15 protein-coding genes are annotated in these 12,601 nt (G+C 67.9%); 7 read left to right on the forward strand and 8 right to left on the reverse strand.

All coding sequences use genetic code 11. The features are described 5' to 3' along the window. Positions 1-2 precede the first annotated feature (2 nt). From ATK74_RS01170 to ATK74_RS01180, 3 genes are all read right to left on the reverse strand, one after another. On the reverse strand, positions 3-716 hold the full coding sequence (locus ATK74_RS01170) for a response regulator transcription factor (RefSeq protein ID WP_098459328.1): 714 nt from the start codon (positions 714-716) through the stop codon (positions 3-5). A 262-nt stretch (positions 717-978) separates the two neighbouring features. Further along, entirely contained in the window at positions 979-1,452 is a 474-nt protein-coding gene (locus tag ATK74_RS01175) for a tRNA (cytidine(34)-2'-O)-methyltransferase (RefSeq protein ID WP_245840568.1), read from the reverse strand. A 13-nt stretch (positions 1,453-1,465) separates the two neighbouring features. Next, on the reverse strand, positions 1,466-2,302 hold the full coding sequence (locus tag ATK74_RS01180; protein WP_211283407.1) for a pseudouridine synthase: 837 nt from the start codon (positions 2,300-2,302) through the stop codon (positions 1,466-1,468). Positions 2,303-2,541: 239 nt separating this feature from the next. Between ATK74_RS01180 and ATK74_RS01185 the strand changes: the two genes are divergently transcribed. The 4 genes from ATK74_RS01185 to ATK74_RS01200 are packed head-to-tail and all read left to right on the forward strand — an operon-like array spanning position 2,542 to position 4,788. After that, on the forward strand, positions 2,542-2,877 hold the full coding sequence (locus ATK74_RS01185) for a PadR family transcriptional regulator (RefSeq protein WP_098459330.1): 336 nt from the start codon (positions 2,542-2,544) through the stop codon (positions 2,875-2,877). Next, on the forward strand, positions 2,874-3,239 hold the full coding sequence (locus tag ATK74_RS01190; protein ID WP_211283245.1) for a DUF1048 domain-containing protein: 366 nt from the start codon (positions 2,874-2,876) through the stop codon (positions 3,237-3,239). The genes ATK74_RS01185 and ATK74_RS01190 overlap by 4 nt, the downstream gene beginning before the upstream one ends. Then, positions 3,236-4,030: an ABC transporter ATP-binding protein gene (locus ATK74_RS01195; RefSeq protein ID WP_098459332.1), complete on the forward strand. Its 795-nt coding sequence runs from the start codon at positions 3,236-3,238 to the stop codon at positions 4,028-4,030. The genes ATK74_RS01190 and ATK74_RS01195 overlap by 4 nt, the downstream gene beginning before the upstream one ends. After that, positions 4,027-4,788, forward strand: coding sequence for an ABC transporter permease (locus ATK74_RS01200; protein ID WP_098459333.1), 762 nt, complete (start codon positions 4,027-4,029; stop codon positions 4,786-4,788). The genes ATK74_RS01195 and ATK74_RS01200 overlap by 4 nt, the downstream gene beginning before the upstream one ends. On the opposite strand, the gene ATK74_RS01205 is transcribed toward ATK74_RS01200, so the two are convergent. After that, on the reverse strand, positions 4,785-5,288 hold the full coding sequence (locus tag ATK74_RS01205) for a GNAT family N-acetyltransferase (protein WP_098459334.1): 504 nt from the start codon (positions 5,286-5,288) through the stop codon (positions 4,785-4,787). The two genes, ATK74_RS01200 and ATK74_RS01205, sit on opposite strands and share 4 nt — an antisense overlap. A 98-nt stretch (positions 5,289-5,386) precedes the next feature. On the opposite strand from ATK74_RS01205, the gene ATK74_RS01210 reads away from it, so the two are divergent. Next, positions 5,387-5,665: a hypothetical protein gene (locus tag ATK74_RS01210; RefSeq protein ID WP_098459335.1), complete on the forward strand. Its 279-nt coding sequence runs from the start codon at positions 5,387-5,389 to the stop codon at positions 5,663-5,665. A 222-nt stretch (positions 5,666-5,887) separates the two neighbouring features. Beyond that, complete coding sequence (locus tag ATK74_RS01215) at positions 5,888-6,574, forward strand: GNAT family N-acetyltransferase (RefSeq protein WP_169923677.1); 687 nt, start codon at positions 5,888-5,890, stop codon at positions 6,572-6,574. Between the two features lie 207 nt (positions 6,575-6,781). Here the strand turns inward: ATK74_RS01215 and ATK74_RS01220 are convergent, their stop codons facing one another. The 4 genes from ATK74_RS01220 to ATK74_RS01235 form a co-directional block, all read right to left on the reverse strand. After that, the gene (locus ATK74_RS01220) at positions 6,782-6,988 is read right to left on the reverse strand and encodes a helix-turn-helix domain-containing protein (RefSeq protein ID WP_098459336.1); all 207 of its coding nucleotides are present in this window, start codon (positions 6,986-6,988) and stop codon (positions 6,782-6,784) included. Further along, positions 6,988-7,467, reverse strand: a complete 480-nt coding sequence (locus ATK74_RS01225; RefSeq protein ID WP_098459337.1) for a DUF2975 domain-containing protein — start codon at positions 7,465-7,467, stop codon at positions 6,988-6,990. The genes ATK74_RS01220 and ATK74_RS01225 overlap by 1 nt, the downstream gene beginning before the upstream one ends. A 94-nt stretch (positions 7,468-7,561) precedes the next feature. Beyond that, positions 7,562-8,398, reverse strand: coding sequence for an SGNH/GDSL hydrolase family protein (locus ATK74_RS01230; protein ID WP_169923678.1), 837 nt, complete (start codon positions 8,396-8,398; stop codon positions 7,562-7,564). Positions 8,399-8,427: 29 nt separating this feature from the next. After that, a complete protein-coding gene (locus ATK74_RS01235; RefSeq protein ID WP_169923679.1) occupies positions 8,428-9,498 on the reverse strand; it encodes an alpha/beta hydrolase in 1,071 nt (356 codons plus the stop codon). A gap of 109 nt (positions 9,499-9,607) precedes the next feature. Between ATK74_RS01235 and ATK74_RS01240 the strand changes: the two genes are divergently transcribed. Next, positions 9,608-12,559 carry a phosphatidylglycerol lysyltransferase domain-containing protein gene (locus ATK74_RS01240; RefSeq protein ID WP_169923680.1) on the forward strand — a complete coding sequence of 984 codons (2,952 nt, stop codon included), beginning with the start codon at positions 9,608-9,610 and terminating at the stop codon, positions 12,557-12,559. Positions 12,560-12,601: the final 42 nt, after the last annotated feature.

Consider the following 12,601-nt stretch of genomic DNA (forward strand, 5'->3'; position numbering starts at 1 on the left):
CGCTAGCCGGCCGGGTCGAACCGGACCTGGCGTAGCACGTAGCGCTTGTCCGGGGTGGAGGCGAGTTCGAAGGCGCTGGCCTCATCTAGGCCGAGCTTGCGGCGCAGGGTCGAGACGGTCTGCCGGACGGTGTTGGTCGGCATCGGAGCCTTGGCCCGCCAGACCGCGGTGAGCAGCTCGTCCTGGGTGGCGCCGACTCCGACATTGGAGGCCAGGAAGCCGAGCAGTTGCAGCTCCATCCGGGTCAGGACCACCTCGCGTCCCTCCAGGATCACGCGTCCGGTGACGAAGTCCAGGTGCAGCGGCGGCAGGTCGATCCGTCCGGTGCGCGGAGCGACGGCCCGGCGCAGTTGGGCCTGGATCCGGGCGGTCAGCACGTCGAAGTTGAAGGGCTTTGCGATGTAGTCGTCCCCGCCGGCCTCCAGGCCGCGCACGACAGCCCGGTCCTGGCCGAGAGCGGTCAAGTAGATGATGGCTGCCGACGTGATCGGACGCAGCTTGGCGCACAACTCGTAGCCGGAGCCGTCGGGCAGCAGGACGTCCAGCAGCACCACATCGGGCTGGCGCTCCCAGACTGCAGCCAGTGCACCCTGCACGGTGCCCACCTCGATCACGGCGAAACCCTGGTGGGTGAGGTGGCGGGCCACTGCCGAACGCAGAGTCTCCTCGTCCTCGACCACCAGGATCACTGGAGCCCGGGGGCTTTCCTTCGGCAACGATCCTCCGATCGACTGAATGGCGAAACTCTAGGCGGTGTGAGCGATCCCTCCCCAGGGGAACTTCGACTGATCGCGCCCGCGGCAGCGTCCCTGTGGTCAGCGGCGATGCCATTCGCCGTGTCGATCGTGCTCTGGTGGTCGTTCGCGGAGCGTGCTTCGGGTGGCGACCCGAAATGCAGGATCGATCCGGCTTGAGCGGCCTTTCGCGGGCCTTGAGGCCATCGAGACGGCGAATCGCGTCAGGTGTCGTGCGTGCGACTCAGCGTGCGCCCGGGTGTCCCAGTTGGCGCCAGGCCTCGTAGACCGCAATCGCGGCGGCATTGGCCAGGTTCAACGAGCGCATTCCGGCCCGCATCGGGATCCGCACCGTGGCGGTGATCCGCGGGTCGGCCAGCACTTCCGGAGCCAGCCCGGTCGGCTCGGGGCCGAACAGCAGGACATCCCCGGGCTCGTAGGCGATGTCGGTGTAGGGCAGCTCGGCGTGCGACGTGAAGGCGAAGACCCGGGCCGGCAACAGCGCGGCGTAGGCGTCCGACAAGGAGTCATGGACGAAAGTGGCCGCCTGGTCGCGATAGTCGACCCCGGCCCGGCGCAGCTTGGCGTCGTCCATGTCGAAGCCGAGCGGACGGGCCAGGTGCAGCTCGGCGCCGGTGACCGCGGCCAGCCGCATGGTGGCTCCGGTGTTGTTCGGGATCCGCGGCTCGCAGAACAGGATGCGCAGCGGAGGAGTCACGTCCGCCATCTTGTCACCGGCTCCCAGAGCCGGTCGCATCGGGCCACTCCAGAGCGAACTGGCTGGTGAACTCACGCTCGGTGCCGTCGATCGGGTCGGTGAAGGCCAGCCGATGCGCGATCAGTTGCAGCGGGTGGCGGAAGTCGTCGGCCGCCACTTCGCGCACGTCCGGGTAGAGCGGGTCGCCGAGGATGGGCAGCCCGAGCGCGGCCAGCTGCACCCGCAGTTGGTGAGTCTTTCCGGTGGCCGGCATCAGCCGGTAGCAGGCCAGGTCGCCGCGGACTTCGTCCAGCTCGATCAGAGTTTCGGCGTTCGATTCGCCATCGACGAGTGCGGCCTGCAGGTGGCCGCGGCGCTTCTCGATGCGCCCGAGTTCGCGTCGGGGAAACGCCAGGCTCGGGTCGAACCGGGCCAGTGCCCGGTAGGTCTTGCGCACTCCTTGGCTCTGGAACAGCCCGGAGTAGGCGGCCCGGAACTCTCGGCGCGTGGTCAGCACCAGCACTCCGGCGGTGAGCCGATCCAGGCGATGCGCCGGGGCCAACTCAGGCAGGCCGAGCGCTTCCCGCAGCCGCACCAGCACGGTCTCGCGGACGTGTACGCCGCGTGGCGTCGTGGCCAGAAAGTGCGGCTTGTCGACGACCACGATCCGCTCGTCTGCGTGCAGGATCCTCACCTCGAACGGGACGGACGGCTCCGCGGCCGACTCGCGGTGGAACCACACCAAGGTGTGCGGACGGTACGGCTCCTCGCCGGCGATCGGACGCCCACTCTGATCGACGAACTCGCCGGTGGCAAGCATGGACGCCACCGGCGCCGCGTCCGGCAGTCGTTCGCGCAGGAACTCACCCATGGTCGCCCAGCGTGGTGTGACGCCGGGCTCACGATCGGGGGTGCGCACCCAGGCGGCGTCCAGGCCGTTGCGCTGGGGGAGCGGTGAGCGGGGCGGCATCAGCTGCTCCGCGGGATCGGGGTCACCGGATCAGGCTACGGGACCGTCCGCGAACTTCCTCGGTATTCGGTGTTGCTAACTACCGGTACTCAGTGTTACCGTCTACTGGTACTCAGCAACACAGAGTAGATGGAGTGGCAATGGCCAATCAGATGACCGAGTTGCTCAAGGGCACCCTCGAGGGCATCGTCCTCAGCTTGCTCGCCGAGCGGCCGGCCTACGGCTATGAGATCACCGCGCAGCTGCGCGAGCAGGGTTTCACCGACCTGGTCGAGGGCACCGTCTACGCGGTGCTGGTGCGCATCGAGCAGCGCGGCTTCGTCGATGTCGAGCGGGTCACCTCGGAGAAGGGCCCGCCGCGCAAGGTCTACTCCCTCAATGCGCGCGGACGCGCACAACTCGACGAGTTCTGGACGGCCTGGAGCTTCCTGGCCGACCGGATCAACCAGCTTCACAAGGGCAAGGAGTCATCATGAGCAACTGGATCGAGGTCCTCACCGGATCGCTGGAGCAGAAGCGCCAGTACCGCGAGTACAAGGCGCGGCTGAAGGCATTGCCGGAGCCCTACGCGTCCGCGGCCAAGGCGATCGACCGCTACGTCATGTACTACGGCGGGCTCACCGACGGCGACACCATGGTGCGCCTGCTCACCGATCACATCGAGCTCTGGGAGCGGGCCGCCACCGACGCCACTCCATTGCGCGAGATCGTCGGAGACGACCCGGTGGACTTCGCCGAGACCTTCATTCGGGCCTACTCCGGCACTCAATGGATCGACAAGGAGCGGGCCCGGCTGGTGAAGGCGATCGACGACGCTGAGCGAGAGACCCTGCGATGAGCGTGGGCGCTGCGCTCCGGGTCGACGGGCTGCGCAAGTCCTACGGCGAGCTGGACGTCCTGCGGGAGGTCAGCTTCGCGGTGCAGCCGGGCAGCATCTTCGCCCTGCTCGGCTCGAACGGGGCCGGCAAGACCACGGTGGTGCGGATCCTGGCCACCCTGCTGCGGGCCGACGCCGGCCTGGCCGAGGTGAACGGTTTCGACGTGGCCTCCCGGGCGGCGGACGTCCGCGGCGCGATCAGCCTGACCGGCCAGTTCGCCGCCGTCGACGACGTGCTCACCGGGAGGGAGAACCTGATCCTGATCGCCCGGCTTCGGCATCTGCCCGAGCCGGCCGCCATCGCCGATGACCTACTGAGCCGGTTCGGTCTGGCCGAGGCCGCGGCCCGTCCGGTGGCCACCTACTCCGGCGGGATGCGCCGCCGGCTCGACATCGCCATGAGCCTGATCGGCAGCCCGCCGGTGATCTTCCTGGACGAACCGACCACCGGGTTGGATCCGCAGGCCCGCCTCGAGGTCTGGCAGGCCGTCCGCGAACTCGCTGCTGCGGGCACCACCGTCCTGCTCACCACGCAGTACCTGGACGAGGCCGAGCAGCTCGCCGACCGGATCGCGATCCTGCACGACGGCCGGATCATCGTGGACGGCACCCTGGCCGAGCTCACAGCGCTGCTGCCGCCGGCCACGGTCGAGTACGTGGAGAAGCAGCCCACCCTGGAAGAGGTCTTCCTGGCCGTCGTCAGCGGCAGCGCGTCCGCCGACCACCCGAACCACAGCGAGGAGGAGTCATGAGCGTCCATCCGCTCGGCGACACCGTCGTCCTCACCGGACGATCCCTGAAGCACATCACCCGGAGCCTGGACACGATCCTCACCACGGCCGTGACCCCTATCGCGCTGATGCTGCTGTTCGTGTACGTCCTGGGCGGGGCGATCAACACCGGCGCCGACTCCTATGTGAGTTACCTGCTGCCCGGCATCCTGCTGATCACCATCGCCTCCGGCATCTCCTACACCGGCTACCGGCTGTTCCTCGACCTGCAGGGCGGCATCTTCGAGAGGTTCCACTCGATGCCCATCTCGCGCTCGGCAGTGCTGTGGGCGCATGTGCTGACCTCGCTGGTGGCGAACCTGATCTCGCTGGTCGTGGTGGTCGCGATTGCGCTGCTGATGGGCTTCCGATCGGGGGCCGGCGTGTTGTCCTGGCTGGCCGTGCTGGGGATCCTGGTGCTGTTCACGCTTGCTCTGACCTGGTTGGCCGTCATCGCCGGCCTGTCGGCCAAGTCCATGGACGGAGCCACGGCCTTCTCCTACCCGCTGATCTTCCTGCCGTTCATCAGCTCGGCTTTCGTGCCGACGGCGTCGATGCCCGGCCCCGTCCGCTGGTTCGCCGAGAGCCAGCCGGTGACCTCGATTGTGAACTCGGTGCGGGCGCTGTTCGCCGGACAGCCCGTCGGCGGTGAACTGTGGGTGGCCCTGGCCTGGTGTGCCGGCATCCTGGCGATCGGCTACGGCTTCGCGATGCTCGCCTATCGGCGCAAGCTCGCCTAGTCCTCCAGCGGACGGGTCCAGACCGCGACCGTGGTCTTGACCGGGCCTTCGATGAACGGGACGACTCGGCCGGTGGGCCGGTAGCCGAGCTTCGACCAGAACGGCTCTGCGGCGGCGGCATTCGTCTCGACAATGCCCAGCCGCAGGGTGTCGACGCCCTCCCAGCCGCGCACCTGGCTGAGGGTGTAGTCGTGCAGCGCGCGTCCGATGCCTTCGCCTTCGTGGGCGCCGTGGACGAGCAGCAGCCCAACGTGAGCCGTCTGCTGGTTCGGCCAGGACTGCAGGACGTCCACGACGCCGACCAGGGTGGCGTCCAGCCAGGCCCCGAAGCAGTGCTTCTGGCCGGGCGTCAGGTCGGGTGGACCGTCGAGGAGCACCTCGAGGCCGTCACCGGGAGCCGGCGGACGTCCGGAGACCCGCTCGGTGTATCCGGGGTTGGACTCCAGCAGCGCCTGGACCGCAGGGGCTTCCGCCTCACTCAGGTCACCGAAGGTCAGCATGAGGCCACCATGTCAGGCGCGGTATCGTCCGGCAACTGTCCAGTACGGGTGTGCGGCAAACCCTCCCGTGCGCCGGATCGCCGTGCGATGCTCGATTCATGTCCAGCATCGTTCCCCCGCCCCAGGAGCGCTTCGACCCGATCACGGCGCGCTGGCTGACTCCGGGCGGCCCGCTGCCCGATCCGGCGCGTGACGAGATCGACCCCGGCCGCCGGGATCCGGTGACCATCGTCGGGCCAGTCCCACCGGAGCTGAACGTCCTCGGTGACGCTCACCTCCGCGAAGGTGCCGGACTGATCGGTGCCGGCACCACTCACGTGCTTCGCTGGGTGCTGGTTGCCTTGGTCTTGCTGGCGATCTGTCTCGGCTTCTTCTGAGCCGCTCGGCGCGCTGCGTACGCCGTCCGGCTCAGTCATCTGCCGCCGCTGCAGGCTGAACTCTCTACAGCGCCTGAGCGCAGACACATCCACCGAACAGCTGGCCGCGCCGTCAGGTGGTGGCGTCCCCGGCCGGGGCGCTTCGTGGCCCGGCAGGTTCAGGTCGACCGTGGGTCTGCCGCCACCTCGCCCGACTCCCGGGCCCTCTACTAGGGTCGACGCATGAACGAGTACGGGCAGGAGGTCGGCGACTCGGTGGACGGATGGGTGCCCCGTTCGATGCCGAGCCGGGTGCCGCTGGTCGGGCGCTACGTCACCGCTGAGCCGATCGGGCCGGAGCACACCGACGCCTTATACGCCGCGGTTGGCGGAAGCGACGATGAGTCGCTGTGGACCTATCGTCCGGCGGCCCGTCCGCAGTCCCGCGAGGCGTTCGAGCAGACGGTGATCCGGGTTCTGGCTGAGCGCTCAGATGGCGTGACGTTCGCCTTCGTTCCGACCGGTGGCTCGGCAGCTGGGCTGGCCAGTCTGTACCCGTGTGTGCCGGTGATGGGCGTGATCGAAGTCTCCGGGGTGCTGTGGGCTCGGACGATGCAGCGCACCACCGCGGCCACCGAGGCGATCCATCTGATGCTGGGCTACGCGTTCGACGAATTCGGCTATCGCCGGGTCGAGTGGAAGTGCGACAGCCTGAACGAGCCGTCCCGACGGGCGGCGCTGCGGCTCGGCTTCAGCTATGAAGGCCGCTTCCGCCAACACATGGTCATCAAGGGACGCAGTCGCGACACCGATTGGTTCTCGATCACCGACTCCGAATGGCCGGCCATCCGCGAGCGTCAGCTTCGATGGCTCGACCCGTCCAACTTTGGCTCCGACGGACGTCAGGTGCGACGCCTCGGGGAGGTATGACGTGGCTCAACCGCCGATGTTGTCGTTATCAGAGGGTTGGTCGAGCCTCCTCACAGCGTGACCTCCGACTTCGTCGTTATGGGGCCGGTTTGAGGGCCTCATAACGACAACATTGGCGTTCGAGTGCGGAGAGTGCGTCTACACCGCCTCGATAACGACAACATCGGCGTTCGCGTGCTGCTGACAGGGGCTGCTGTCGTGTTGGAGTCAGTCGGCCGTGTACTCCAGGATCTCGGCGGGCGTGCATTCGAGTTCGCGGCAGATGGCGTCCAGCGTCGAGAAGCGAACCGCCTTCGCCCGGTTGTTCTTCAGGATCGACAAGTTCGCCTGCGTGATCCCGACTCGCTCAGCAAGCTGGGTCAGGGTCATCTTGCGGCGGGCGAGTTGGACGTCCAGGTTCACCACGATCGCCATCAGATGACCTCACTGAGCTCGCTCTGCATCGTTGACGCCTGCCTCAGCAGCCCCTTCATGACGACCATCAGGACGGCAACGGTGGCACCGCCGACTGCGAGCCCGGACAGCAACAACAGCAAGCTGGGTGGGCAGGCATGGATGCCGAAGGTCAAGAAGGCGCCGATCCCCAGCACGAGGGCCGCGTCGAGGGCGCTGGCCGCGATGATCACGTCAACCCATCCGAACGCCGTGGCGGAGAAGACGCGCTCGCGCTCCACCATCGACAGCAGCACCCAGACGGCCACCACCGCGATCTGGATCGCCAGGATCCCGAGCACCACGACCGCCAGCATCGGCCATCGCAGCCACGCCAACTCCGGGTATGCCTGAGCCATCTGGTCGGCCAGGGTGGGGAAGTAGAGTCCCTGGGCGCCCAGCAGGCCGAGGAGAACCACTGCCAGCAAGACGCGAAGAGCGAGAATGGACGCCTTCTTCATGACCTATCCTATCGTTTTGCGATAAGAATATATCGATAGTCAATATGAAGTCGATGGAGCACGCTTCAAGTACGGGTGTGAGTCCGGGCGCCGGTCAACCGAGCGCGGCAAGGTTCGCGGCGACGATCGCTTGCACGCCCGCCGCGTTGGGGTGGTCCCCGTCGTCGGCCAGCAAGGAGGTGGGATCCTCGTCGCCGCTGCCTTTGAAGACGTGGACGAGGTCTACGGTGCGAGCCCCGCTTTGCGCTGAGGCCTGCGCGATGGCGCTGTTCACCGCGGTGGTGACCGCAACGCTCCAGTCGAGTTGCCGTTGGCCACCTTGGGCGCGCGCGACATCCCCATCGGCGAAGACGTTCCAGTAGTTGTCGACCAGGATTGTGGTGGGCTGCCCAGCCCGCAGCGCCTGCGTCTGTCGGATGATCGACACCAGGCGGTCCTGCATGGCGGTGACATCGGGCTGATAGCACGCGCTGTTGCAGCCACCGTGGAGCCAGGCGTCGAAGTCATCCTTCAGGTCGTTCGCGCCAATGATCATGATCACGATGTCGGCCTTCTGGACGTCCTGGCGGGTGCCCGGATCATCGGTCAGCTGGCTCAGGACGTCCTGGGTCGTGTAGCCGGCCACTCCCAGATTGACGTCGGTGACAGTGCGTCCCTCGCGCTGGGCCAGGGACTGTGCGAAGCGCGACAGGATCGTGCGGCAGTTGCAGGCGGTGCCGGCCATGACCGAGTCGCCCAGACCCACCACATGCAGCGGGGGCAAGGGAGCCGTCGGTGTCGCAGCCGACGGTTCAGGCGCCACCGGTGCAGCGGCGCGAGCCAGGGCCGGCGCCGGCCTCGGGACGGGCGTGATCACCTCCGCCCGGAGGGCATCGGTGCGGAGCTGGAGCACCACCGCAGCCAGCGCAACCGTCAGCGCGGCGGCGAACATCGCACGGTAGACCGATCTGGGCCGGTGCCTCATCCGAGCGAGCCAGCCCTATCCAGCCAGTCCAGAGCCGTGCTGATGTAGGGCTTGTAGACGTGAAAGTTGTGGCCGCCGGCGGGGAAGGTGATCAAGCTGACCGCGGGATCTCCGCGGGTGACCTGGGCCATCTTCTCGGTGGCGATCCACGCCCACTCGTCCTGCTTGCTCGAGATCATCAGGAGCTTGGTCCCGCGCATTCCGTACTGGTGATACAGCCACGTGGCCGAGTTCTCATTGCGCAGCTGCGTGTTGCTGCCGAACAGGTCCCCGGTGGTGTTGTCGAGGTAGGTGTCGAACTCGCCAGCGAGACTGACCGCTGCGGCGAACTCCGTCGGATGGCCCAGGGTCAGCTTCGCGGCGCACAGTGCGCCGGTGCTCCACCCCATCAGTGACCAGTGTTTGCCGGGCGGCTCCACCCGGTACTTCGCCTGTACGGCCGCCGGGACGTCCGAGGTCAGCCACGTCTGAGCCTGAGGCCCATGGGGGACGTCGACGCACTCGGTGTCTCGGGGTGGGGCGATCATGATCGGCGGGAACACCCCGACGAACGGCCGGACGGTCCCGGCGGCGATCGCCTGGCTCGCCACGTCGCCGAAGTCGTACTCGTTGAACAGGTTCTGCGGATGAGACGGCTGCCCCGGCAAGAACATGACGACGGGGTAGCGGGTACTGCCACTGGCGTCATAGCCCGGCGGGAGCCAGACCAGAGTGTCGGCACTGACTCCCGACTTTGCATGGACGTTGAGCACTTCCAGCTTGCCGGTGCCGGGATGCAGCTCATTGACCTGAACGATGCGTGCCGGAGTGTCGTGGCCAAGGCCGAGCAGGTCAGACCACGAGGCGTAGAAGCCGTACTGGTCGTTCACGTAGAAGAACAACGCAGCCATCGCGGTCACCTGTGCAACCAGGATGAGCCCGATCCGTCCGAGGAACTTCAGCACGGCCACCGGCCGACCGCCGCTGGCCGGGGGTTTTCGCGACCACAGCACGGCGGCGAGGATCGGCAGGGCGATCGCGAGGATGGTGCTGGCGATCAGGATGAAGTTTCCAGTCAGCTGGAACATGTCCACGGTCCTTTTTCCCGCCGGAACGGGCGGAACCTCGCCAATTCTAGCGAGGCCTTTCAGGCGTCCTAGTAGCCTCGGTCGTCGGAGCCATCCAGAGGGGCAGGTCATGTCGGCACCGACAACGTCAGGGTCGTTCGCCGATCGAGGAGCGCGGATTCTCACCGCTGTGTACGCGCTGTCGACGGCTGTAGCCCTCGTCACCTGGCTACTCGGGCATTGGGGCAGTCCGCAGCCGAACTGGCCCGAACTGGTCGTCACCTTGTTCAACATCCCGCTGTCCCGCTCGATCGCTTCGGTTGCGCTCCTGGCCCTGATCTCGCGGGCACTGCTCGGGCGCAAGCGGGTCGGCCTGATCGCGGTTGCCGTCTGCCAGGTTCTCGGGATGTACCTCGGACTGGCCGTGCTGGTGTCCTGGCCGGTCGACCCGGTGCTGCATGCCTGGCGGCAAGAGCATCTTCTGGTCGCTTGGCTGGACGTCGCCTCGCTGCCATTGGGAGCGATCATCCTGGTCCTGCTGTGGAAGATCCGGCCCGCCTTCGTCGGACGAGTGCGTCCGGGCTCGTGGTGGCGTGCCATCACCGCGGCGGTGGTCGGTCTGGGGATCACCCTGGGCGCGACCGCGGCGATGATCTCGGCTGTCGTCCCGGCCCGCGAGGCCGAGTCGCCACGACTGTTCTTCCTGGTCCTCAGCCGAGCCCTCGGCGAGCGAGGGCGACCCACTCACGGTGTGCTCGCCCTAGTGCCGTCGTGGGTGCCGACCGTCACCTCGGCCCTGCTGACCATCACTTTGCTCGTCACCGTGACCGCCTTTCTCCGCTACGCCAGGGACGTGACCCGATGGTCAGCTCAGCGGGAGATCGACATCCGACGGCTGATTCGCGACTTCGGTGCCGGCGACTCGCTGGCCTACTTCGCCACCCGCCGGGACAAGTCCTCGGTGTTCTCTCCGGACGGGCGGGCCGTGGTGGCCTACGGCGTCTACTCCGGAGTGTCGATCGCCTCCGGCGATCCGATCGGACGTCCGGAGTCCTGGCCGGCCGCCATCCGCGCATGGAAGGACGACGCCGTCCACTACGGCTGGATCCCGGCGGTCCTGGCGGCATCCACCGAGGGTGCTCGCAGTTATGCGCAGCAAGGTCTGCGGGTGCTCGCCCTGGGTGACGAGGCCGTCCTGGACGCGCAGTCGTTCACCACCGAGGGCAAGGCCATGGCCGCGGTGCGCAGTGCGGCACAGCATGCGCGGCGGGCGGGGCTGGAGGTCCGGTACGCCTATCAGGCCGATCTGTCACAAGAGGAACTGGCGCGGCTGCAGGAGGTGGGCGAGAAGTGGCGTCACGGGGACACCGAACGCGGCTTCTCGATGGCGCTGAACCGCTTCGCCGATCCGGCCGACACGCGGATTCTGTTCGTCCAGGCGTACGACGCGGACGGCAATCTGCAAGGCCTGCTCTCGTTCGTGCCGTGGGGTCCCAATGGGCTCTCGCTGGACATGATGCGGCGCAGCCCGTCCGCCCCGCACGGCGTCACGGAGCTGATGATCAGCGAGCTGATGGCGGCGGCGCCGGCGCTGGGCGTCCGCTGGGTCTCGTTGAACTTCTGCATGTTCCGCCGGGTCTACAGCGATGCGGACGAGTTCGGCGCGAATGCGTTCGTCCGGCTCAACTCGTCGTTCCTGGGCGTGCTGGACCGCTTCTGGCAGCTCGGTCGGCTGTACCGCTCGAACCGGCAGTACAACCCGCGATGGCAGCCGCGGTTCCTGTGCTACGACGACCGGGTCGGCCTGCCGCAGATCCTGATCGCGCTGGGCTCGGCCGAGGGCTTCCTGCCGCGTCTGCGGATCACCCGGCCGACCGTCGAGCGTGAGCTCAGTGCTGATGAACTGGCCGCTGTGCGGGAGCTCGCGGCGGAGCCTCCTCAGGTGGTCGAGGCGGGCCTCGATCGGCAGTCCGAACAGGTGCGGGCGCGTCAGGCTCATCTGGACGAACTGGCTCGCCGGGCCGTCCCGCCCTACCGTCCGGAGGCCCGTCCGGGGACGATCTCGATCGCCCGTCTTCCCGAGGCGTCCGTCGGCAGCTCGGTGGAGGTGGCCGGCCGCGTCCGAGCCATCCGGAACCACGGACAACTCGTCTTCGCGGATCTCGCCGGCGACGGGGCGGAGATCCAGCTGCTCCTGGAGCCGTCCAGCCTGGCGGTCGATGAGATTGCCGACTTCCGGCGCTTGGTCGACGAGGGCGACGTCGTCTCGGTGCGAGCCGAGATCGGCTTCTCGCGCACGGGCACCCCGTCCCTGATCGTCGGCGAGTGGGCGGTGTTGGCCAAGGCGCTGTATCCGCTGGCGGGCGAGGGGAGCGTCGAACAGGTAGCCGAGGGTCCTTCCGGGGCGCTCGAACTGATCGAGCATCCCGAGCAGCTGGCACTGTTGCGCCACCGCGGACGCGTGCTGCAGGCACTGCGGAGCGCGATGGACGAGGCCGGCTACGCCGAGGTGGCGACACCGTCCGGGGAACTCGCTTCGCGCTATCTCACGCGGCTCGTGATCGCTGGTGCTGGGCCGGTGTACGAGGTGGTTGCGGACGAGAGCGCAGCAGCCGGCGAGCCGGTGGACCTGGAGGCGCCGGTGAGGCTGCACGCTCTGGCCCCCGGAGGTGACTACCTCACGATGCGGCAGCTGACCGAGGAGCTGATCGCTGCCGCCGACGCCGGTCTGCCCGGCAGTGTGGGGGCGGGTGCCCTGGCCTTGGTGTTCTCGACGGAGCCGGACCTGGAGCTCGCACCGGATGCCGCTCCCCATCGCAACCGTCCCGGCCATGCCGAACACTGGGAGCTGGCCATCGGCGGGATCACGGTTGCCGCGGCGTCTTCGGTGCTCACTGATCCGATTGAGCTCCGGCGGCGACTCAGTGCGGAGGCGTTCCGGGCGTCCGGGGAGCTGCGGGGTATCGACGAGAGCTATCTGCGCGACCTGGAACTGGGCATGCCACCGACCGGCCGGCTTGAGGTTGACCTTGATCAACTGACTCGGGCCCTGACCGAACGAGCAGCGGCGGCCAGCCACTGAGCTCGGGCCGGCGATAGGGCGCCACCGGACCCGGCTTCGCGG

Origin of the sequence: Propionicimonas paludicola, assembly GCF_002563675.1 — a bacterium.
GTDB classification, from domain to species: Bacteria; Actinomycetota; Actinomycetes; order Propionibacteriales; family Propionibacteriaceae; genus Propionicimonas; species Propionicimonas paludicola.